This window comes from Erwinia sp. SLM-02 (assembly GCF_037450285.1).
Lineage (GTDB): Bacteria > Pseudomonadota > Gammaproteobacteria > Enterobacterales > Enterobacteriaceae > Erwinia.
In genome coordinates this window covers 599645-621272 of sequence record NZ_JAQISN010000002.1, presented here as the reverse complement: position 1 = coordinate 621272, position 21628 = coordinate 599645, and the positions used below count along the sequence as shown (strand labels likewise).

General features: G+C 59.6%; 19 protein-coding genes. 4 read left to right on the top strand and 15 right to left on the bottom strand.

The annotated features are described in order from the left end of the window. Positions 1–18 precede the first annotated feature (18 nt). The 12 genes from PGH32_RS16050 to PGH32_RS15995 form a co-directional block, all read right to left on the bottom strand. A complete protein-coding gene (locus PGH32_RS16050) occupies positions 19–1434 on the bottom strand; it encodes an MFS transporter (RefSeq protein ID WP_314417489.1) in 1416 nt (471 codons plus the stop codon). Between the two features lie 1397 nt (positions 1435–2831). After that, complete coding sequence (gene araD, locus PGH32_RS16045; protein ID WP_337894541.1) at positions 2832–3530, bottom strand: L-ribulose-5-phosphate 4-epimerase; 699 nt, start codon at positions 3528–3530, stop codon at positions 2832–2834. Beyond that, positions 3527–4384: an L-ribulose-5-phosphate 3-epimerase gene (locus PGH32_RS16040; protein ID WP_337894540.1), complete on the bottom strand. Its 858-nt coding sequence runs from the start codon at positions 4382–4384 to the stop codon at positions 3527–3529. Before PGH32_RS16040 ends, araD begins: the two co-directional genes overlap by 4 nt. 1 nt (position 4385) lies before the next feature. Beyond that, entirely contained in the window at positions 4386–5048 is a 663-nt protein-coding gene (ulaD, locus tag PGH32_RS16035) for a 3-keto-L-gulonate-6-phosphate decarboxylase UlaD (protein ID WP_337894539.1), read from the bottom strand. Positions 5049–5051: 3 nt separating this feature from the next. Continuing rightward, a complete protein-coding gene (locus PGH32_RS16030; protein WP_337894538.1) occupies positions 5052–6527 on the bottom strand; it encodes an FGGY-family carbohydrate kinase in 1476 nt (491 codons plus the stop codon). Further along, on the bottom strand, positions 6524–7822 hold the full coding sequence (locus PGH32_RS16025; protein ID WP_337894536.1) for an MFS transporter: 1299 nt from the start codon (positions 7820–7822) through the stop codon (positions 6524–6526). The genes PGH32_RS16030 and PGH32_RS16025 overlap by 4 nt, the downstream gene beginning before the upstream one ends. Beyond that, complete coding sequence (locus PGH32_RS16020) at positions 7819–8304, bottom strand: YhcH/YjgK/YiaL family protein (protein WP_337894535.1); 486 nt, start codon at positions 8302–8304, stop codon at positions 7819–7821. The genes PGH32_RS16025 and PGH32_RS16020 overlap by 4 nt, the downstream gene beginning before the upstream one ends. A gap of 13 nt (positions 8305–8317) precedes the next feature. Beyond that, positions 8318–9316, bottom strand: coding sequence for a 3-dehydro-L-gulonate 2-dehydrogenase (gene yiaK, locus PGH32_RS16015; RefSeq protein WP_337894534.1), 999 nt, complete (start codon positions 9314–9316; stop codon positions 8318–8320). A 288-nt stretch (positions 9317–9604) separates the two neighbouring features. Further along, on the bottom strand, positions 9605–10456 hold the full coding sequence (locus tag PGH32_RS16010; protein WP_337894533.1) for an SMP-30/gluconolactonase/LRE family protein: 852 nt from the start codon (positions 10454–10456) through the stop codon (positions 9605–9607). A gap of 10 nt (positions 10457–10466) precedes the next feature. Further along, on the bottom strand, positions 10467–11567 hold the full coding sequence (locus PGH32_RS16005) for an ABC transporter substrate-binding protein (protein WP_337894532.1): 1101 nt from the start codon (positions 11565–11567) through the stop codon (positions 10467–10469). Next, complete coding sequence (locus PGH32_RS16000) at positions 11564–12661, bottom strand: ABC transporter permease (protein ID WP_314417509.1); 1098 nt, start codon at positions 12659–12661, stop codon at positions 11564–11566. Before PGH32_RS16000 ends, PGH32_RS16005 begins: the two co-directional genes overlap by 4 nt. A gap of 41 nt (positions 12662–12702) precedes the next feature. After that, positions 12703–14229, bottom strand: a complete 1527-nt coding sequence (locus PGH32_RS15995) for a sugar ABC transporter ATP-binding protein (RefSeq protein ID WP_337894531.1) — start codon at positions 14227–14229, stop codon at positions 12703–12705. Between the two features lie 336 nt (positions 14230–14565). Between PGH32_RS15995 and PGH32_RS15990 the strand changes: the two genes are divergently transcribed. Continuing rightward, positions 14566–15378: an IclR family transcriptional regulator gene (locus PGH32_RS15990; protein WP_337894530.1), complete on the top strand. Its 813-nt coding sequence runs from the start codon at positions 14566–14568 to the stop codon at positions 15376–15378. A gap of 22 nt (positions 15379–15400) precedes the next feature. On the opposite strand, the gene PGH32_RS15985 is transcribed toward PGH32_RS15990, so the two are convergent. Continuing rightward, positions 15401–16738, bottom strand: coding sequence for an MFS transporter (locus tag PGH32_RS15985; protein WP_337894529.1), 1338 nt, complete (start codon positions 16736–16738; stop codon positions 15401–15403). A 365-nt stretch (positions 16739–17103) separates the two neighbouring features. Here PGH32_RS15985 and PGH32_RS15980 point away from each other — a divergent pair, with 365 nt between their 5' ends. Then, positions 17104–17883: an L-threonylcarbamoyladenylate synthase gene (locus tag PGH32_RS15980; protein WP_200543595.1), complete on the top strand. Its 780-nt coding sequence runs from the start codon at positions 17104–17106 to the stop codon at positions 17881–17883. A gap of 158 nt (positions 17884–18041) precedes the next feature. Here the strand turns inward: PGH32_RS15980 and PGH32_RS15975 are convergent, their stop codons facing one another. Continuing rightward, positions 18042–18938, bottom strand: a complete 897-nt coding sequence (locus PGH32_RS15975) for a LysR family transcriptional regulator (RefSeq protein WP_337894528.1) — start codon at positions 18936–18938, stop codon at positions 18042–18044. 139 nt (positions 18939–19077) lie between these two features. On the opposite strand from PGH32_RS15975, the gene PGH32_RS15970 reads away from it, so the two are divergent. Then, positions 19078–20388 carry a 3-isopropylmalate dehydratase large subunit gene (locus PGH32_RS15970; protein ID WP_337894527.1) on the top strand — a complete coding sequence of 437 codons (1311 nt, stop codon included), beginning with the start codon at positions 19078–19080 and terminating at the stop codon, positions 20386–20388. Then, entirely contained in the window at positions 20385–20930 is a 546-nt protein-coding gene (locus tag PGH32_RS15965; RefSeq protein WP_337894526.1) for a LeuD/DmdB family oxidoreductase small subunit, read from the top strand. The genes PGH32_RS15970 and PGH32_RS15965 overlap by 4 nt, the downstream gene beginning before the upstream one ends. 48 nt (positions 20931–20978) lie before the next feature. On the opposite strand, the gene PGH32_RS15960 is transcribed toward PGH32_RS15965, so the two are convergent. Next, positions 20979–21605: a LysE family translocator gene (locus PGH32_RS15960; RefSeq protein WP_337894525.1), complete on the bottom strand. Its 627-nt coding sequence runs from the start codon at positions 21603–21605 to the stop codon at positions 20979–20981. Positions 21606–21628: the final 23 nt, after the last annotated feature.

The following is a 21628-nucleotide window of genomic DNA, read 5'->3' as shown; positions in this document are numbered from 1 at the left end:
GTCGCCCCTGTGTTTTTGTCAGATATCATCCAGATTGATACCGCGCGTCTTCGGCCCGAAGATGCCGATGGTCAGCATCACAATCAGCATGCTGACGACGATAAAGGCCACCACCCCCTGCGTTCCCGCCACCTGCAAAATCATGCCGATAATAATGCTGCTGAACACCGTGGAAAGACGGCTGAACGAGTAGCAGAACCCGACGGCGCGCGCGCGGATAAAGGTGGGAAACACCTCGGTCTGGTAGGCGTGATAGCTGAAGGTCAGCCAGGCGTTTGAGTAGGTGATGCAGAAGCCGCAGATAATCAGCAGCAGCGGGTTAGTCTGCAGGGCGAACAGCGTGCCGAAAATCACCGTCATCAGCGATGACAGAACGATCTGCCACTTATTCTCGATCTTGTCCGCATAGCGGCTACAAATCAGCGAGCCCAGCGGATAGGCGAGGGTGATAAAAAAGGCATACAGCAGGCTGTGGGTGATGCTGGCCCCCTTGCCCGACAGCAGTGCGGGCAGCCAGTTGCCGAAGCCGAAGAAGCCAATCGCCTGGAAGATATTCATCACCACCAGCATCAGCGTACGCTGGCGATACTCCGGCCGCCAGATATCACGAAAGCGCCCCTGCGGTTTCTGCGTGGCTCCCGTATCGATGTCGGCCGCGTCCGGTGCGGTCACCGGCACGCCGCAGCGGATTTCCAGGCCGCTGACCACCTGATGAGCCTCCTGGTGCCGGCCCTGCTGCGCCAGCCAGCGCGGCGACTCCGGCAGATTTTTCCGCACCAGCCAGATAACCATTGAGCATACCGCACCCGCGATCACCACCCAGCGCCAGCCGGTCAGGCCCAAAATAGTCTGCGGTACCAGCCACCAGGACATCAGCGCGACGGCGGGAACCGAGAGGAACTGCACAAAGAAGGCAAAAGCAAAGGCTTTACTGCGCAGCCGCGACGGGACGCATTCGCTGAGGTAGGTGTCGATGGTCACCAGCTCAATACCCAGACCGATGCCCACCAGGAAGCGGCAGAAGATGATCCACTCCGCCTGGCTCTGGAACGCCATCAGCATGGAGAAGCAGCCGTACCAGGCCAGCGCAAACATAAAGGTCATGCGGCGGCCAAAGCGGTCGGCATGAGGCGCCAGCAGGCTGGCACCGAGGAACAGGCCAAGGAAGGTGGCGGAGGCAAATGCGGCCTGGTCAGATATTCCAAATACACCGAGTTCACCCAGATGAAATATGTTCTCGCTGATTAAACCTGAACTAATATATCCCGTCTGGAATAAATCATAGAGTTCAAAGAATCCGCCCAGTGAGAGTAATGCAATAAAGCGCCACAGCCCGGCGGTAGCCGGCAGGGCGTCGAGGCGATCGGATAATTTATTATATTTTATAGGGTTATTTTGCGGGGAAGGGATTCCCGGCGCGCAGGCTTCACTCATTTTTCTTTTCAAACCTTGATAGCAGAGGACAATAACTTTTCATGCTAATAGTTAGCAGCAAAATTTAAATTTTGAATTGCATCCGCTATGAAGAAAAATAAGCATAAAAAACGCTTATAGTTAAATTTTTGCTATTTATTCCTGATTTGGTTTAGTCGCGATGGGTATCGGGCATGGCGTATCGGTACTTTGGATTGGTTTAGTCGCGATAGGTATCGGGTATGGCGTATCGGTGTCGGTCAGGTTCGCGGACGCGCCGTGAACACGTCCGTGTGGGCTCGGTTCGCGCATCCCTGCGCTCAACGGTCCGCGAACCCGCCCGTCACCGATTGCCCACCGGCCGCGGTTTTGCTGCGAGTAAACAGGGTACGGCTATTCGCCGTGCTACTGGTGCTTATGAGTGGGTTTGGTGGCGATAGGTATCGGGTATGGCATATCGGTGCTTTGGATTGGTTTAGTCGCGATGGGTATCGGGTATGGCATATCGGTACTTTGGATTGGTTTGGTCGCGATGGGTGTCGGGTATGGCATATCGGTGCTTTGGATTGGTTTAGTCGCGATAGGTATCGGGTATGGCGTATCGGTGTCGGTCAGGTTCGCGGACGCGCCGTGAACACGTCCGTGTGGGCTCGATTCGCGCATCCCTGCGCTCAACGGTCCGCGAACCCGCCCGTCACCGATAGCCCACCGGCCGCGGTTTTGCTGCGAGTAAACAGGGTACGGCTATTCGCCGTGCTTCTGGTGCTTGTGAGTGGGTTTGGTGGCGATAGGTATCGGGTATGGCGTATCGGTGTCGGTCAGGTTCGCGGACGCGCCGTGAACACGTCCGTGTGGGCTCGATTCGCGCATCCCTGCGCTCAACGGTCCGCGAACCTGCCCGTCACCGATAGCCCACCGGCAGCGGTTTTGCTGCAAGTAGAAGGGTTTATTCCGGGAGATAGAACAGTGGTTCGTATTTCAGTGCCGGGTGATGGCTCGAACTGTAAACGTAGCGGGCAATGCCGTAGCGATACGATATCTGGAAGGTCAATGTTACGGGACAAAATCAAAGCGACACGAAGTTCAGAACGGTGAACGTTACGGGACAAAATCAAAGCGACACGATGGTCAGCGCGGTGAACGTTACGGGACAAACTCAAAGCGACACGAAGTTCAGAACGGTGAACGTTACGGGGCAAAATCAAAGCGATACGATGTTCAGAAAGGTGAACGTCAGGGGGCAGATAAGCCGGGTGTCTGCGGCAGGGATGCCGCAGCCAAGCCCACACGGACGTGTTTACGGCGACCCGGCGTTCTGCCCCCTGACGGTCGCCCGGGCACAGAACCCGAAACAACAATGATGCTTCAATATACCCCGCCCCGTAACGTCCACCGGGGCACAATCCTACAGCTGTCACTCACTGCCCGTAATACGCATTCGCCCCGTGCTTACGCAAATAATGCTTATCCAACAGCACCTGCTGCATATCACCGATCCCCGGCGTCAGCTGCCGCGAGAAAATACCCATATAGGCCACTTCCTCCAGCACCACCGCATTATGCACCGCGTTATCTGCATCGCTGCCCCAGGCAAACGGACCGTGGGCGTTCACCAGCACCGCCGGAATGGCCGCCGGGCTGATGTTGCGCGAGCGGAACGTCTCAATAATCACGTCGCCGGTATTATGCTCGTAGTTCTCTGCAATCTCCTGCGGCGTCATCAGCCGCGTGCAGGGGATCTTGCCGTAAAAATAGTCGGCGTGGGTGGTGCCCCAGGCGGGCAGATCCAGCCCGGACTGCGCCCAGATGGTGGCGTGGCGCGAGTGGGTATGCACGATGCCGCCAATGGAATCAAAGGCGCGATACAGCGCCAGATGCGTGGCCGTATCGGAAGAGGGCTTCTTGCTGCCTTCCACCACCCGGCCGTTCTCCAGATCCACCACCACAATATCGTCCACCGTCATCACGTCATAATCCACGCCGGAAGGCTTGATCGCCACCCGACCGCTGGCGCGGTCGATTGCGCTGACGTTGCCCCAGGTAAAGGTCACCAGATTATGGCGCGGCAGGGCGAGGTTGGCCTCCAGCACCTGTTCTTTCAGAGTCGTTAAGCTCACAGTAATCCTCCTTCCTGCATTTTTTGTTCAATCCAGCGCCGCGCCTGCACGATCTCGGCCACAGGCTCTTCGGCTTTTTCGGTCCACATCTCAATCAGGAACGCGCCGCGATAGTTAATCTGCTTCAGCGTGCGGAACACGCTGACAAAATCGACGCAGCCTTCGCCAAACGGCACGTCGCGGAACTGGCCCGGCGAATCATTGGTCACCGGCAGGGTGTCCTTCAGATGAATGGCGGCGATGCGATCGATGCCCAGCGCCAGCTCGGCGCTGACGTCATTGCCCCAGGCGCTGAGGTTGCCGACGTCCGGGTAGACGGTGAACCACGGCGAGGCCAGCTGACGATCCCAGTGCTTCCACTTGCTGATGGAGTTCATAAACTCGGTGTCCATGATTTCCACCGCCAGCATTACCTGCGCCGCCGCCGCGCGTTCAACGGCCCAGGCCAGCCCTTCGGCGAAGCGGGTGACGGTGCCTTCATCGTGCGATTCGTAATAAACGTCATAGCCCGCCAGCTGGATGGTGCGGATGCCGGTATCCTTTGCCAGCTGGATGGCGCGATCCATCAGATCGTATGCCTGCTGGCGAATGGCCGGATCGCGGCTGCCAAACGGGAAGCGGCGATGGCCGGAAAGGCACATCGAGGGGATACTGACCCCGGTTTCAATCATCGCGTCCACCAGCGACAGGCGCTGGGCCTTGGTCCAGTCCAGGCGCGCCAGGCGGGCATCGGTTTCATCCACCGACATCTCAACAAAGTCAAAGCCGCAGGCCTTCGCCAGCGCCAGACGTTCCGGCCAGCTCAGATGCGCGGGCAGGGCTTTTTCATAAATACCTAACGGGTGCTGACGCATGTTATTTCCCCCAGATGCTGTCGATCGCCTGATGGAACTCGGCGGCGGTGGCCAGGCCGTTGGCGCTTTCGGTCAGCGCGCGGCCGACGATAAAGGCGCGCACGTCGATCTCTTTGAACTGCGGCAGCTCCTGCGGGGTGATCCCGCCGGTCACCGACAGCCCAAAACCGAGGTCGGAGAGCGCCTTCATCGCGTCGAGATCCTGCTGGCTCCAGCGCTGTCCCTGGGCCTGCGCATCGCGTCCACGGTGGTAGATCGCCTGCTTCAGGCCGAGGGCGCGCCAGCTGCGGGCATCGTCCATCGTCCAGTTGCCGAACAGTTCAATCTGGATCTCGCCCTGATACCGCTGCGCTACCTCATTGGCGCTGGCAAAGGTGGCCAGCGGCGCAGCGCAGATCACCGTCATCCAGTTAGCCCCGGCCTCAAACGCCAGCTCGGCCAGCGTCGATCCGGCATCGGCAACTTTAAAATCGGCCACCAGAGTTTTCTCCGGCAGGCGCTGGCGCAGCTGACGCACTGCGTCCACGCCCGCGCTGACGCAGAGAATGGTGCCGGCTTCCACGATATCGACGTGCTCATGCAGGCGATCGGCGGCATCAAGAGCGGCATCCAGCCGGGTATGATCCAGCGCCAGCTGCAGTTGAGGAACAGAGGAACGGCTCATGGTTTACTCCTGGTTGGCGGCAATCAGCGCCGTAATAAGTTTCTGATAGCGTTGGTATTTCTTCTGGTAGCGCGCGTGGCGTTCGGCGTCCGGCCTGTAGCTGACGATCGCCGGATCCAGCGCCCGCTGCGCCTGCTGTAGCGACGGGTGCGCGCCGGTTCCGGTCATCGCCACCAGCGCCGCTCCCAGGCAGCCGGTCTCCTCAATCTGTGGGATTTCCACCGGCAGGCCGCTGATATCGGCAAACATCTGCATCCACTCGGCCGAGCGGGTGGGGCCGCCGGTCAGGCGCAGGGCGCTGACGTTGGGGAAGCGTTTGAGAATGCGGTTCAGATGGGTCAGGTGCGAGAACACCACGCCTTCATAGATCGCCTGCACCAGATGGCCGCGCTGGTGGCCCGCCTGCAGCCCGTAGAAGCTGGCGTGCAGGTTCGCTCCGGCGTTATTACCGTAGAGGAACGGCACGAACAGCAGCGAGCTGGCCGCCGGAGGCAGTTCAGCCACCCACTGATTCAGCTGCGCGTAGTCGTCGATGCCCCACTGCTGGCAGAACCATTCCAGATTGGCGGCGGAAGTCGGGCTGGCTTCGTGAACGATGTACTGGCCGTCAATGGCGTAGCGGCCATATACGAACGGGTAATCCACCTCATCGCTCAGGCAGTCGGTAATGCCGCTGGTCACCGACCAGGTGCCCATCACCGCATTCAGCCGCGTGTCGTCGTACAGTCCGGCGCACAGCGCGGTGGACACCACGTCGAACAGCCCGCCTACCACCGGCGTGCCTTCCGCCAGCCCGCACTGCGCGGCGGCGGCGGCCGTAATGTGTCCCGCCACGGCGCTGGAGCCGACGATCGGCGGCAGGGCGGGCTGGATTTCCGCGATATCCAGCTGCTCCGCCAGCGCGGGCGACCAGTCGCCCTGCTGCATGTCATACAGATTGGATTCGGAGATATTGGTTTCTTCGCAGGCCCGCTCGCCGGTCAGGCAGAAGCGCAGATAGTCGTGCGCCATCATTACGCTGCCGATCGCCGCATAGCGTTCCGGCTCGTGCTCCTTAACCCAGCGCAGCAGCGAAACCGGATGCCCGGTCCACAGCGTCTGGCGGGTCACCGGATAGAGCGCCTGGGGTACGCCTTCGCGCTGCCAGCGCTGGACCAGCTCCAGCGCGCGGCGGTCGGAAGAGAGTATGCCGTTGCCCAGCGGCTGGCCCTGCTTATCGAGCAGGAACAGACCTTTACCCTGGGCGGAGATCCCCATACCGCGCACGTCTGCGGCATCGGTTCCGCCGTTTTCCAGCACCTGGCGGATCACCGTGACGGCCACCTGCCACAGCTGATGCATATCGCGTTCCGCCCGGCCCGGCTCAGGCACCAGCACCGGCAGGTTCTGCCGCGCCACCACCTGCTCGCGACCGGATGCGTCATACAGCCCGGCCTTAATAAAGGTGCCGCCGCAGTCCAGTCCTAACCAGTAGCTCATGCGGCCTCCTTCTGCGGTGCATCGCAGCGGGCGGGCAGCGTCAGCGCCAGCACCGAGGCAATCGCCAGCGAGATCGCCAGACTGTAAACACCGGCGTCTTTGCTGTATTCGGCAATCAGCACGCCGACCATGTACGGGCCGCAGAAGCCGCCGAGGTTGCCCAGCGCGTTGATTACACCGCGCGCGCCGCCCGCCACTTCGGCGTTAAACAGGCGTGGAGGAATACTCCAGAACACCCCGGCCGCCGACTGGATAAACACTCCGCAGCCGACCAGCGCGGCGTAGGACCACCAGATATGCGCTTTCAGCAGCACCGACAGCGCCATGCAGATGGCAAATCCGGCCAGCGGCAGCGCAACAAACAGCTTGCGGCGTCCGGTGGCATCGGACAGCGACGAGAAGATAAACATGCCAAAGATGGCGCCGACGTAAGGCAGGATGGCCAGCCAGCCGACCTGTTCGATATTGCCGTTGGTCAGCCCTTTCAGGATGGTCGGCAGCCACAGCGTGTAGCCGTAGATCCCGGTCTGATAGAAGAAGTTGACCATAATCAGTCGCCACATCACCGGCTCACGCATCACCTGGCGCAGCGAAGCTTTGCGGGTGTTTTTGCCTTTAATCTGTAGCTGCTCATCGTGCAGCGTTTTGATCAGGTAATTCTTTTCGGCCTCCGAGATCCACTTCGCTTCCTGCGGTCGGTTGCTGATGGTGAAGCACCACAGCGCCATCACCACCAGCGACAGGCCGCCTTCCACGAAGAACAGCATGCGCCAGTCCCAGCTGGTAATGATCCAGCCGGAAAGCGGGGCGGTGAGGATCCCGGCGATCGGCACGAACATGATCACAATCGCATTGGCGCGCCCGCGTTCAGAATCCGGGAACCAGTTGCCGATCATGGTCAGCACCACCGGCAGCATGCCCCCCTCGGACACGCCGAGCAGGAAGCGCAACCCCAGCAGCTGATACTGGTTGGTGGCCATACCGGTGAGGACAGAGATCACCGCCCAGGCCAGCAGCGACCAGCCGATAAAGCGTTTGCCGTTGCCGTAGACCGCCAGCTTGCCGCCGGGAACCTGCAGGAACAGATAGCCGATAAAGAAGATCCCCCCCGCCAGGCCGGCCATCGAGGCGCTGATGCCCAGCTCGTCATCCATGCCGCCCGGCATGGCGAAGGCGATATTCACGCGATCCATATAGGAGATAATGCAGGTGATCAGGATCGGGGGGATGATCCGCAGCCAGCGCGTGGTCGGAATCGACGCGCGGGATGCCACAGAACTGGAAGTCAGGCTCATAGCGTTCTCCCGGAAGTAACGAACTCGGTAAGAGGGATCTTGACCACGACTTTGCGGATCGCCTGTGGGCCGTCGATCATCAGGTTTGGCCGATGCAGATCCTGCGGGAAGAACACGGCGAAGTTGCCGGGCTTCATCAGCAGCAGGGTTTCGTTCGGCGCATCGCGATAGAAAATAATGTCGCGCTCGGCGTTGTAAGGCTGGTGGATTACCAGCTCGGTTTTTTCCGTCGCCACGCCGATCAGCTCCTCGCCGTGGACCAGAAACTGCACGTCAACAAAGTGACGGTGCGCTTCCGGGAAGCTCTCGCCGTGCGGGCCGGTCTGTAAATCCAGCACCTGAACCACCCAGCCGGTCTGGTCGTGCTGGTAGCGCCCGGCCGCCATCGTCTGCAGGTCGTGGCGCGCCAGATAGTCCACGGCCTGGGCAACGGCGACAGGATAGTGATGCGCTTCGGTATTGTTAATATGTCCAAAAATCATCGGGTTGCTCCTGTTACAGCGCCTGAATGCGCGCCCAGACGCGTTCGTCGACCGGAATGCCCTGCTGCTGGTTTTCAGCGCGGATGCCGGGGAATTTATGGCCCGGCAGGCGGATGGCCTGCCCGACGTTGGCGCGCTCGGCGCCGCTGATGGATTCAATAATGCGTGCCAGCTTGGCGTCGCGGGTTGGGCCATCGATCAGGCGATCGACGTCAATGGCGATAAACACCTGCGAGATACCAAATTCGTCGCCGTTGTCCTGGGTTACCTCCGTGACGGAGGAACCGTTAGAGAGCAGGGTGGCCAGCATATCCAGCACGATGGAAAGCGCGGAGCCTTTCCAGTAGCCCATCGGCAGGATGCGGCGGTTTTCTTCAATGGTGGCCGGATCGCGGGTGTAGTTGCCGTCGTTATCAAAGCCGCCGTCCACCGGCAGGGTTTTGCCCGCCAGACGATTAATTTCCAGCATGCCGTAGGAGAACATCGACATCGACATATCCACCATGGTGATCGGTTCGCCCGGTACGGCAACGATCAGCGGGTTGGTGCCGATCGCGCAGTTTTTCGCGCCCCACGGCGGCATTACCGCAATGGAATTGGTCCAGCAGATGCCGACATAGCCTTTCTCCGCCGCCTGCCAGCCGTAGCTGCCGCCGCGCATCCAGTGGTTAGCGTTACGCAGCGCCACCAGGCCGATACCGTGGCTGTCGGCCAGTTCCATCGCGCGGTCCATCATCTCGGTGGCGGTCAGGTTGCCGATAGCGCGATGTGCGTCCCACTGTTCAATCGCGCCCAGTGAGAGGATCTTTTCCGGGGTCGCCGTCGGCACGATATGCCCAGCGTCCAGCTGCTGAATAAAGCGGGGGAAGCGGTTCACGCCGTGGGAGTAAACGCCGCTTTCACTGGTGTCGGCAAACAGGGTGGCACAGGCTTCGGCCTTGTCCGCCGCCACGCCGCGCGCCAGTAAAACGCGCAGGAACTCCTGCTTTAACTGCTGGTAGCTGATTCTCATGCTGCTGTTACTCCCCGCTGGTGTTTATTTCAATATGTGGAATGTCGTTCCAAATAAATCCTATGAGGTTATCCGGATGAAGTCAAAAAAACGGGGGGTGAATTTAGTGTTTAAAATCAAATGGATAAAATTAATGTTGGCTTCTGTGATCGTCGCCACACCCGGTCAGAAACGGGCATGGGAAAGCCGACAGCGAAGTTTCCTTCGCCGCCGGCCAGGGGATAATGACCGTTGTCTGCGACGCGGCCGCCACGGCCAGCGGTTCGGGCAGTGCGCCGCGGTCCATGACTACAGTCTGATGCGCACCCGGTACAGCGAACGGGTGGCGGTAATATACAGCTCGTCGCCGTCCGGGCCGCCGAACGTGCAGTTCGATACGCACTCCGGCAGCGGGATCTTGCCGATGCGGTTGCCGCGGCTGTCGAAGGCGATCACCCCGTCGGCGCAGCTGCACCAGACGTTACCCTGACGGTCAACGCAGAAGCCGTCCGGGATCCCCGGAGCCACCTCGGTGAACCACCTGCCGTTGCTCAGCCGATCTCCCTCCACCTGGTACACCCGCAGCTCGCGGCGGCCCAGGGTGGGGAAATCAATCACCGACATATCCGCCACGTACATCAGGCTTTCATCCGGCGAGAAGGCCAGCCCGTTGGGGCGCTGCAGATCGCTGGCGGCGATGGTCAGTTTGCCGCTGGCCGGATCGAAGCAGTAGAGATAGCAGCCGATCACCTGGCTGTGGGCGTGATAGCCTTCGTCATCGCTGGTGATGCCGTAAGGCGGATCGGTAAACCAGATGGTGCCGTCCGAGCGAACCACCACGTCGTTAGGCGAGTTAAAGCGCCTGCCGTCCACCTTTTCTACCAGCATGGTGACGCTGCCGTCATGCTCGGTACGGCTAATGCCGCGCCGGCCGTGCTCGCAGCTGATCACCCGCCCCTCCGCATCCCGCGCGTTGCCATTGGCAAAGTGAGAAGGCGCACGCCACACCTCCAGCTCGCCGTTACGCTGCCAGCGAAACATGCGGTTGCCCTTGACGTCGCTGAACACCACCGCATCCTGCTGCGGCAGCCATACCGGGCCTTCCGCCCAGATCGCCGGGGAACAGAGCGTCTCAATAACCAGATCGTCGGTGATTGCCATAGTGCCTCCGTTACTTCACGCCCCAGATGGTTTTGTAGTGGCCCTGATAGTCGTTCTGCGGGTCGTAATGGTTCTGCGGGCCACCGTCGCTGCCGATATTTTCTTTGGTGATCAGGTGCGCCGGGGTGACGTAGCCTGACGGCGGCTGCCCGGCAAAGGCGCGGTTAAATTCGTCCAGCAGCTGCCAGCCGTGCAGCTTCAGCGGCTCGGCGACGGTGCCGATCTGGCTGTCGCCGCTGCGAATGCGCTGGAAGGCGGAAACCGAGCCGTCACCGGCGGAGACGTTAAACGGCGCGTTGCTGCCGCCTTTGCCGGCGGTTTTCAGCGCTGGGGCCATAAAGTCGAAGTAGAGATCGTTAATCGCCAGCGCGTACTGGAACTTATCGCCGTATTTTTGCAGCAGGCTGAAGGTCATCGACGGCATGCGGTTGGCGGTATCGGCCAGCGGGGTATCGATAAACTCCACGACTTTACAGCCGCTGCACTTCTCGATTTCCTGCTTCATGGTGTTGGCCTTATCCAGCGCGATTTGATACAGCGAATCGGTGAAGATCAGCACGCTGGCCTTGCCGCCGGAATGCACTACCGCATACTGCGCGGTCAGGCGCGCCACCTCGGTCGAATCGGAGGTGATGTTGGTCGTCACGCCGTACTGCGGGATCGGCCCCGGCTGCGGCACCGCGTGCCAGGCCATCAGTACGATTTTTTGCTGTGCGGCCTTCTTCAGCAGCATCTTCGCCACGTTCGGGTTCCAGCCGCCGATCACGATGCCGTCCGGGCGCTGGGCAATCGCCTGATTCAGCGCGGCCAGCTGATCTTTCACCGAGCCGCCGCCGTCCAGGGTATCGAGCTTCCAGCCCGCCGCCTTCGCGGCTTCGCTCAGCCCCTGCTGCACGCCCTGCACGCCGCCGTTTTTCATATCGGAGGCGATGAAAATCACCTTTTTATTCGCCTGTAGCTTAGGGCCGGTGGTCGGGCCGTCCCATTCGGTCACGCTGGCGGTGGCTTTGGTGACTGCCGCCGTGGCCTGGTCGAGATAGCTGTCGGCGTGTACCGGCAGGGCGGCGGCCAGCAGGGTACTGAGGGTTAAGGCAAGAACGTGAATTTTCATAGCGAACTTCCTGTGGTGGCGTTTTGGTTATTGTCAGGAGGCGTGGCCGGGGCGCTCTGGCTGCGAACGACGGCTTTCTGGTTTAACATCCGGCGGCGCTGGGCGTAGCCGGCAAGACTAATGGAGAGCAGCAGGGTGGCCCCGTTGAACAGCGGTTCAACCCAGAACTCGCCGCCAAACTGCTGGATACCGGCGATACCGATCGCCAGAATGGCAATCCCGACCACCGTGCCCCAGACGTTGACCCGTCCCGGACGAATGGTGGTGCTGCCGAGGAACGCGCCGACCAGGGCGGGCAGCAGGTAGTCCATCCCCACGCTGGCCTGGCCGACGCCCTGTTCGGCGGCGATCAGCACGCCGCTGAAGCCGGTGAGTACGCTGGAGGCGATAAACGCGCCGATAGTGAATTTATTGACCGCAATGCCATTCAGCCGCGCCGCCGCCGGGTTACCGCCCACCGCGTACATGCAGCGGCCAAGCGGGGTATGTTCGGTGATCAGCCACAGCACGATAGCCACCGCCAGCACGTAGAACGCACCAATCGGGATGCCGAAGATTTCGGTGTAGTGCAGGGCGCTGAAGGCGTCGGGCAGATCGCCGACGATCTGACGGCCGCCGGAGTGCCACAGCGCGATGGCGTACAGCACGGTGCCCGATCCCAGCGTGGCGACGAAGCTGTCGATATCCGCCAGCGCCACCAGAATGCCGTTCAGCAGGCCGTACAGGGCGGAGATGGCCAGCACGGCGAGTACCGCCATCTGCCAGGAGAAGCCGTACTGCACCTGCAGGGTGATGGCGAGGATGTGCCACAGCACGATACCGAAACCGACGTTAAGATCGATTTTGCCGACGATCATCGGGATCGTCGCCGCCAGCGCCAGCAGAGCGATCTTGGCCTTGCTGGAGAGGATCGCCTGCAGCGTCAGCATGCTGGCAAACGACGGCGACAGCGCGGAGAACAGCGCCACCAGCAGAATGCACAGCAGCAGCAGGCCGTAGCGGGTGACGATTTGCATCGACCACGGGCCTGCGCCGTGCTGGCTGAGAGTGACCCGCTGCTCCAGCGCGGTCGATTTGACGGACGTTTTAGACATTGAGCTTCTCCTGCCACCGCCTGCGGGGTGGCGTTAAATTTTTATACGGTGGCGACGGTGGATTCGCTGCTGGCGGAGGCCAGTTCAAGCAGGTTGGCAAAGCTGACGCGATCGTTTTTCAACTCGCCGACGATCTGCCCGCGGTTGAAGACCAGCGCCCGGTTGCAGATATGGGCGATCTCCTCGAAGTCGCTGGAGATCACCAGCACCGCCACGCCTTCGGCCAGCGCTTTATTCAGCAGGTGATAGATCTCTTCACGCGCGCCCACGTCGACGCCCGCCGTGGGATCTTCCAGGATCAGCAGCGGCGCATTGAGGTGCATCCAGCGCGCCATCACCACTTTTTGCTGGTTGCCGCCGGAGAGGGCGCTGATATCCAGGCTGACGTCCTTAGGACGGACGTCGAACAGCTGCATTTTCCACCAGCTGGCTCCCAGTTCGGCGCGGCGTCCGTAGTGGGAAAGCAGGCGATGGCCGCTGGCGCAGGGGTTGATAAACAGGTTTTCACGCACGCTCATCGACATCACCAGGCTTTCGCCGGTGCGATCCCCGGCCACCAGCGAGACGCCCGCCGCCATTGCCTGCTGCGGTGAGCCGGCCTGATAGTGCTGTTTGCGGAAGGTGATGCTGCCGCCGGTGCGCTGGCGCAGGCCGAACAGCAGGCGGCCAATCTCTTCCTGCCCGGCACCGCGCAGCCCGGCCAGCGCCAGCATTTCGCCGGGCTGCAGGCTGAAGGAAACCGGGCCAACCTCATCAATGCAGACGCTGTCAAAGGTCAGGACCGGGTCGGCTTTTTCCGGCAGCGGCTCGCGCTGATTGCCCTCCACCGCTTCGCCGACGATCATTTCCACCAGGTTGCGCAGGCTGTAGTCGCGGGTAAAGCCGCCGGCCACGTGCCTGCCGTCGCGCATTACACAGACGCGGTCGGCAATTTCAATCACTTCGTCCAGGCGGTGGGTGACGTAAATCATTCCCACTTTTTTGCTTTTCAGCCGTTCGATGACGCTGAACAGGTGGCGCACGTCGTTGGCAGGCAGGGAAGCGGTGGGTTCATCCAGCACCAGCACCTCGGCGTTGACCGCTACCGCACGGGCGATGGCCAGCAGCGATTTCTCGGTGCGGGACAGTTCGAACACGCGTGAGTCCGGATCGAGGGCGATACCGACCTCTTCCAGCGCCTGGCGGGAGCGCTCACGTACCGCCCGCCAGTCAATCAGCCCCAGACGGCGGGTAAACCCCATTACCAGCGCCATGTTTTCGGCCACCGTCATCCACTCGATCAGGCCGAGATCCTGATGAATAAAGGCGATGGGCTGGCGCTGAGCGGTTTTCAGCGCGGCGGCGGAGGGAATGGTGGCATCGTGGAAGCGGATATCGCCGCCGTCGCGCGGGTAAACCCCGGCGAGGACTTTGATCAGCGTGGATTTGCCGGCACCGTTTTCGCCCAGCAGCGCCAGGACTTCACCGGGATGAACCTCCAGGCTGACGTCGTTGACGGCGATGTTGCCGCCAAAGCGTTTAGTGATATGGCTCAGCGTCAGAACCGCTGCCCCGGGTGTATTCTGCATAACAGTCTCCTGCAACAACAGATAAGTATCAACGGCGGCGACAGCATAATAAAAACACCGCTTGTTCCAACATGCGAAATCAAGTTTCAAAAATAGTATTCTTACTGAAGGCGGAAAGCAAAGGTGCGGAAGTTTTTTTTGTTGATTTAAATCAGTAGCTTATTTTTGATGTTATAGATCTGTGATGAATCACTCACTTCGCTTTTACGCTTTTTACCGTCTAAGATGGGGCAATATCAGTGTTGAAACGTCGTTCCATATTCACAGCCGGAGAGGCATGGGTTACCATCAGATAAAGCCCCTGAAGGGGCTGCGGGACATTAAGAGGAAGCGTGAATGAGCGTAAAGGCGGATACCGCAAAGGACGATAAAAAGGATCAGCCGGCTGGCACCCAGAGCCTGTTTCGTGGCCTGCAGCTGATTGAAATATTGAGTAATTACCCGAACGGCTGCCCGCTGGCGAACCTGTCAGAGCTGTCCGGGATGAACAAAAGTACCGTTCACCGGCTGCTGCAGGGGTTGCACAGCAGCGGCTATGTCACCCAGGCACCGTCGCCCGGCAGCTACCGGCTGACCACCAAGTTTATTTCGGTGGGGCAGAAGGCCCTGTCGTCGCTGAACATCATTCACGTGGCGGCCCCGCATCTGGAGAAACTCAATCTGGAAGTGGGTGAAACGGTGAACTTCTCCAGCCGGGAAGACGATCATGCTATCCTGATTTACAAGCTGGAGCCGACCACCGGCATCATGCGTACGCGTGCCTGGATCGGCCAGCATACGCCGCTGTACTGCTCGGCGATGGGCAAAATCTTTATGGCGTGGGGCAGCGAGGATTATCCGGCGCACTACTGGGAAACGCATCAGGACACCATCCAGCAGCTGACGAAAAACACCATCACCACGCTGCCGGAGATGCTGGAAGAGCTGAAGACGATCCGCCAGCAGCAAACCGCGATGGACAGGGAAGAGAACGAGCTGGGCGTATCCTGCCTGGCGGCACCGGTGTTTGATATCCAGCAGCGGGTGCCGTTTGCCGTTTCCGTGTCGCTGCCAACCGCCAAGCTGCAGCAGGTCGGCGTGAAAAAGCTGATGGCGCCGGTAGTGGCCACCGCCCGAGCCATCTCCGCCGAGCTGGGGTTTAACGGCTAAGCCCGGCCAGCGGCAGTTGAGGTTACCGATGATGCGGAACCGCTGCCGCTTCCCCTCCCATCCCGCGCTGGCGGCGCATCATCCGCCGCAGCGGGTAGAGCATCAACAGGCCGTAAATCCCCCAGCCGATAAACCACACCAGCCCGTTTTCATTGCTGCCGGTCAGCTGGGCCACCACGCCAAATCCATACGGCCCGATAAACCCACCCACAATGCCGAAGGCGTTAATCCAGGCGATGCCGACCGCCGCATCGGTGCCTTTCAGCAGTCGCGCCGGGAAGCTCCAGAAAATAGGCTGCCCGGCGAAAATGCCAAAGGCGGCGAGGCACAGCGCCAGCATGCGCCATAGCGGATCGTTAAATATCACACTGAGGATCAGCCCGGCCACGCTGAGCGCCAGCGTCACCCCAATATGCAGAAACGGCGTATTGTGCCTGGCTGCGGATCGCGGCACCACGATCACCGCCACGGCCGCAGCCAGCCACGGCAGGGCGGAGAGCAGGCCGGTCATCATCACCGAGGTGCTGAATTTATTGATAATACTGGGCAGCCACAGCATCAGGCCGTAGCCAACAATCGGATAGCACATCAGGAAGGCAATCAGCATCATGATCCGACGATCCTTCATCACGCTGAGCGGATGATGATGCTGACCGGCCGCGTCGGTGACGCCGTTTTGCTGCTGCTCCTGCTGAATATCGCTGGCAATCTGGCTGCGTTCGTCATCGTTAAGCCAGTGCGCCTGCTGCGGCGTATTCGGCAGCGAACGCAGGACAATCAGCGACAGCAGCACCGGCGGCAGGCCCATCAGAATAAACAGCCACTGCCAGCCCGCCAGCTGATACAGGCCGTCCATCTGCATAATCAGGCCGGAGAGCGGGCTGCCGATCACCAGCGCCAGCGGATTGGCGAGGAAGAAAATGCCAATTACCTGACCGCAGCGCGAAGGCGGGAACCATTTGGTGATGAAATAGATAATGCCCGGATAGAACCCGGCTTCGGCCACGCCGAGTAAAAAGCGCAGCGCGTAAAACGACCACGGCCCCTGCACGAAAGCCATCAGAATGGTAATGATCCCCCAGGTGACCAGAATGCGGGAGAACCAGATCTTCGGTCCGAATTTCAGCATCAGCAGATTGCTGGGCACTTCGCAGAAGGCGTAAGAGATAAAAAACAGCCCGGCGCCCAGTCCAAACGCGGCGGCGCTCAGGCCGACATCGGCCTCCATTTCCAGCCAGGCAAAGCCGACTATCGTTCGGTCGATAAAGGCAAACAGATAGCAGACCACCAGCAGCGGCAGCAGATAGCGCATGTTTTTGCGATAAACGAGTGTGCGAGTTTGGGCGTGATGTGTATCCATGATTTTCCCCCGGCGAGTGATTCGCCTGACCCGTTAAGCTTAATGGCTGTAAATGCATCAACGGCGCGGAGGGCGGTTTATTTAATAAACTGCGAGCCAGCTCAATAATGATGCGGGAAAAATGAAATGAATAAACCGTCTGTTTATTAACAGGTTAATCGGGGAAATATCACCGCCAGCTTTTTTGATGGAATATTATTTTCGCCAAATCGTCGCTTTCACCCTTTCCGTATCGCAACGGTTGTTTCCTGGTGGAAACAATAGGCGTGATTTCTCGTTTATTGTTGCAGGAAAAACTGATTGTGGCAGGATGGTTTCAACGGGTGATTACCCTCCTAATTTAAACCGAATCCGAAGGTGTCATGATGAGCAATAAAGTTGTTAACTGGAATGGTGGCTTACAGCCGGAAGCCGTTGAAATCCTGTCTGCTGAAGGCGGCATGATCGTTTGCCCTACCAAAGTGGGCTACATCATCATGACCTCTGACGCGAAAGGCCTGGAGCGCAAGTTCGACGCCAAGCAGCGTAACCGCAACAAGCCAGGCGTGGTGCTGTGCGGCTCGCTGGAGCAGCTGAAAGAGCTGGCGCAGCTGAACCCGGAAATCGAAGAGCTGTATCAGCAGCACTGGGATAAAGACGTGCTGCTGGGCTGCATCCTGCCGTGGAAAGAAGAAGCCGTCGCGCGCATTCCGGAAGACGGTTCTAAAGACCTGATGATGGACCGCCGCCAGACCAGCTGCTTCGTGATCAAGTTCGGTGTGCCTGGTGAAAACCTGGCAAAAGAACTGTGGGAAAACCACGGCAAGTTCTCCTTCGCCAGCTCGGCTAACCCGTCAGGCAAAGGCAACCGTGGCCTGGTAGAAGGTATCGGTGAGCGTATCGAACAGCACGCTGACCTGATTATCGCCGCGAACGACTACGTGAAATCAATCCAGCCTAACGAATCTGAAAAGACCCGTTACGAGCAGGGTGTGATGGTCGCAATGGTCGATGAAAACGGTAAGCTGGTACCTGAGCAGAAAGGCGAGCGCAACATCACGCCTTGCCCGGTACTGATCCGTAAAGGCCTGGACGTGGATAAGATTATGTCAATGCTGTCTGACATCTTCACCACCTGGGACTACCGTCACGGTAACTACTACTGATTATCGGTGCCTGAAACGACAGCACAGGCTGGCCGCTTCAGGCGCGAACAACGCGAAAATCAATCAGCGCCCGCTAATGCGGGCGTTTTTTATTGTTGAGAACCGGAAGTTAACTCGGAACGTTAATTACTGCCGTCACCCGGCCTGAATCCGGAATGTTAATTATCACCCAGCGCCTTTTGCAGTGCCTCAACGAATAGCCTGACGCGTGGGGAAATATAGCTGTCCGTTTTCATCAGTACGTAGGATTTATAAATATCCATCTCCCAGTCCGGCAGCACCTGGACTAATTTTCCCTCATCAACGGCTTCCTGCGCGATATAGCTCGGCAGATAGGCGATGCCGGTCTGGGCTATTGCGGAGTTTACCAGGGCAATACTGTTGTTGGCACGGAATCGACTGCGCACCTCAATATCTTTTTTCTGCTTTTCTTTTCTGAACGGCAATGAAATGGTGTGGGCCGGGCCGCGAAACAGAATAAAGTCATGGCGGGTAAGATCGTCCGGGCTGGTAATTTCAGCGTGCTGCCGCAGGTAATCCGGCGCGGCGTAAATTCCCCAGGTAATATCCATCAGCGGACGGTAGTTGCGGTGGCCGGGAAGCTCCCGCTTGATCACCACCGCCAGGTCGAAATTATCATCCTCAAGGCTGACCGGGCGATCGGTGAGATCAAGATCGACGCTGACGTGGATATTGCTGGCCACAAAGCGGTTGAGTACCGGCACAATGCACTGGCAGCCAAACGTCACCGGTGCAACCACGCGCAGGCTGCCGGTAGGCTCTTCGTGGAACTGACGGATAAACAGGTCGGCGCTTTTCACCTCGTGCAGGATGCGATAGCAGTAGTGATAGTAGGTCATCCCCACTTCGGTTACCTGAATACGCCGGGTGGTGCGGGTCAGCAGTTTGGCCCCGAGACGCACTTCCAGCGCTGAGATCTCCTTACTGACCGAGGATTTTGCCAGCCCGAGCACTTTCGCCGCCTCGGTGTAGCTCAGCGTTTCCACCACTTTGGCAAAAATAATCATCCCGTGCAGGTTTTCAAAATCGCTCATTATTTTCCCGGATTGTTTTTAAGGAGAAACAATAAAGGATACTAGCATATTTCACGTTTCTGGCGCACCGAAAAGAGATAGGGTAATTACAAGTAATTGTGAGCCATCGGAAAAATAATAGCGCAGAGAGAAAATTAAAATGGGTCAGACAATCAGTCAGAAAATACTCGCCCGTGCCAGCGGGCGCGAAAGCGTCACGCCTGGTGAAATAGTCTGGGCGAAGGTGGATATATTAATGTCACACGATCCCTGTATGCCGGGCGTTGCCAGCGTATTTAAAAAAGAGTTTGGTGAGCAGGCAAAAATATGGGATCCGCAGCGTTTGATTCTTATTCCTGACCATTTTGTTTATTCCGCCGATCCGCAGGCGAATCAGAATATTCGGGTTATGCGTGAGTTTGCCCGCGAGCAGGGCGTGAAGTATTTCTATGACGTTGGCACCCCCGCCTATAAGGGCGTCTGCCATATTGGCCTGGCCGAAGGCGGGCATACCCGGCCCGGCGAAGTGCTGCTGGGCACCGATTCCCATACGGTTACCGCCGGCGCGTTTGGCTGCTTTGCCATCGGGCTGGGGATCACCGATGCGGCCTACGCGCTGGGCACCGGCGAAATTCCGCTGAAGGTGCCGACCACTATCAGGGTGAACTATCGCGGCGAACAGCCAAAGCAGGTACAGGCGAAAGACCTGATCCTCGCGCTGCTGCGGGAGCTGACGGTGGAGGGGGCCACCTACGAGGCGATTGAATTTGCCGGGCCGGTTATTGACGCCATGTCGGTAGAAGAGCGTATGACGATGTGCAATATGGTGGTGGAGTGCGGGGCGAAGAACGGCATTATGGTGCCGAACCAGGCCACCCTTGACTACCTGGCGGCGCGTACCACGGTGCCTTTTGATGTGGTGGAAGCGGATGCGGATGCCGTTTACAGCCGGGTGGTGGAAATCGACGTCAGTGGTATGCAGCCGCTGGTGGCGAAGCCGCACTCGCCCGATAATGTGGTGTCGATTGAGAGCCTGCGGCAGGTGGAAATCTCGCAGGCGTATATCGGCTCCTGCACCGGCGGCAAGCTGGCTGACTTTGTCGCCGCCGCGCGGATATTGCAGGGGCGCAAAGTCGCGATCCCCACCTTTGCCGTACCGGCAACGAAAGAGGTGTTTCATCAGCTGATCGTCACCCGGATTGCGGATCAATCGGTGTATGAAATCCTCACCGCTGCCGGCGTGAATCTTTCCTCTGAACCCGGCTGTGCCGCCTGCTGCGGCGGGCCTGCCGACACCTTTGGCCGGATTAATCAGCCCATGTCGGTGATCTCCACCACCAACCGTAACTTCGTGGGCCGTATGGGGCACAAGCGTGCCAACATCTACCTGGCGTCGCCGTATGCGGTGGCCGCCGCCGCGGTGCGCGGCACGATTACCAACCCTGTAGAGTTTTTAGGAGCCTCATCATGAAAAACAGTATCAGCGGAACGGTCTACGTGCTGGGCGATAACATTGATACCGACCAGATCCTGACCGCCGAATACCTCAAGGTGAATCCGTCGACGCCGGAGGGTTACGCGCAGCTGGCGGGGCTGGCGATGTGCGGCCTGCCGGAGGGCGCGCTGCCGTTTCTGGAGGCATCCGGCCAGCGGGCGGCGTATCCGATTATCGTTGCCGGAAAAAACTTCGGCTGTGGATCCTCGCGCGAGCATGCGGTGATTGCGCTGGGCGCGGCGGGCGTGCAGGCGGTGCTGGCACAGTCCTATGCCCGCATTTTCTTCCGCAACTGTGTGGCAACCGGTGAGGTGCTGCCGCTGGCCTCGACCGTGCGGCTGTGCGATCGCCTGCGCACCGGCGATCGGGTGGAAATCGACAACGATGCGCAGACCGTCACGCTGCTGGACAGCGGTGAAACGGTGGCTATCGACCCGGCGGGCGAGCTGGCGAACATCGTTGCGGCCGGCGGGCTGTTTGCCTATGCCCGCGCCAGCGGCAGAATCAAAAGCGCATAAATTCCCCGCTGTAAAACAGCAGGGCCGCTGTGAGGCGGCCCTGAAAGGTTACTTCGCGGAGATGGCCAGTGCGCCACCGGCGAAGACAAACAGGCTGCCGGTTGAACGGTTAAGCATCCGCAGCCGCTTCGGATTAGAGAACAGCCCGGACAGGCGACGGCCGGCGCAGGCGTAGCTGAACATAATGCTGAAATCCAGCGCGGCCCAGGTGATTGCCAGGGTGGCAAACTGCAGCGCGTGCGGCTGGCTGGCGTCAATAAAGTTCGGGAACAGCGCGGCGAAGAACAGCAGATCTTTTGGGTTGCTGATGCCGACCATAAAGCCCTTACGGAACAGGCGCAGCGCACCCGGCGCGTCTTCCATTTCCGGGGTGGCCACCGGCGTTTCGTGGCTGTTATCGCGCCACGCGGAAATACCCAGCCAGACCAGATAGGCGGCACCGACCACTTTCAGAATAGTGAAGGCGGTGGTGGAGGCGGCAAGAATAGCACCCAGACCCAGCGCGGAGGCGGTCATCAGAACCATGGCCGCCAGCACGCCGCCGACCACCGTTGCCAGCGCGTGTTTGCGCCCGAAGCGCAGGCCGTGCGTCATGCTGATTAAGGCCGACGGGCCGGGAATGGCAATCAGCGCGGCAATCACGCCGGTATAGGCCAGCCAGAGGTGGAGCGTCATACAAGGATCCTTTCTTTTAAAAC

Coding starts and splice junctions, on each gene's coding strand:
- PGH32_RS16005 (WP_337894532.1), bottom strand. CDS start 11,567: ATGAAAATTCACGTTCTTGCCTTAACCCTCAGTACCCTGCTGGCCGCC.
- PGH32_RS15965 (WP_337894526.1), top strand. CDS start 20,385: ATGAAAAACAGTATCAGCGGAACGGTCTACGTGCTGGGCGATAACATT.
- PGH32_RS16000 (WP_314417509.1), bottom strand. CDS start 12,661: ATGTCTAAAACGTCCGTCAAATCGACCGCGCTGGAGCAGCGGGTCACT.
- PGH32_RS16025 (WP_337894536.1), bottom strand. CDS start 7,822: ATGAGCCTGACTTCCAGTTCTGTGGCATCCCGCGCGTCGATTCCGACC.
- PGH32_RS15985 (WP_337894529.1), bottom strand. CDS start 16,738: ATGGATACACATCACGCCCAAACTCGCACACTCGTTTATCGCAAAAAC.
- ulaD (WP_337894539.1), bottom strand. CDS start 5,048: ATGAGCCGTTCCTCTGTTCCTCAACTGCAGCTGGCGCTGGATCATACC.
- PGH32_RS16010 (WP_337894533.1), bottom strand. CDS start 10,456: ATGGCAATCACCGACGATCTGGTTATTGAGACGCTCTGTTCCCCGGCG.
- PGH32_RS15995 (WP_337894531.1), bottom strand. CDS start 14,229: ATGCAGAATACACCCGGGGCAGCGGTTCTGACGCTGAGCCATATCACT.
- PGH32_RS16040 (WP_337894540.1), bottom strand. CDS start 4,384: ATGCGTCAGCACCCGTTAGGTATTTATGAAAAAGCCCTGCCCGCGCAT.
- PGH32_RS16020 (WP_337894535.1), bottom strand. CDS start 8,304: ATGATTTTTGGACATATTAACAATACCGAAGCGCATCACTATCCTGTC.
- PGH32_RS15990 (WP_337894530.1), top strand. CDS start 14,566: ATGAGCGTAAAGGCGGATACCGCAAAGGACGATAAAAAGGATCAGCCG.
- PGH32_RS15980 (WP_200543595.1), top strand. CDS start 17,104: ATGAGCAATAAAGTTGTTAACTGGAATGGTGGCTTACAGCCGGAAGCC.
- PGH32_RS16050 (WP_314417489.1), bottom strand. CDS start 1,434: ATGAGTGAAGCCTGCGCGCCGGGAATCCCTTCCCCGCAAAATAACCCT.
- PGH32_RS15975 (WP_337894528.1), bottom strand. CDS start 18,938: ATGAGCGATTTTGAAAACCTGCACGGGATGATTATTTTTGCCAAAGTG.
- yiaK (WP_337894534.1), bottom strand. CDS start 9,316: ATGAGAATCAGCTACCAGCAGTTAAAGCAGGAGTTCCTGCGCGTTTTA.
- PGH32_RS15960 (WP_337894525.1), bottom strand. CDS start 21,605: ATGACGCTCCACCTCTGGCTGGCCTATACCGGCGTGATTGCCGCGCTG.
- PGH32_RS16030 (WP_337894538.1), bottom strand. CDS start 6,527: ATGAGCTACTGGTTAGGACTGGACTGCGGCGGCACCTTTATTAAGGCC.
- PGH32_RS15970 (WP_337894527.1), top strand. CDS start 19,078: ATGGGTCAGACAATCAGTCAGAAAATACTCGCCCGTGCCAGCGGGCGC.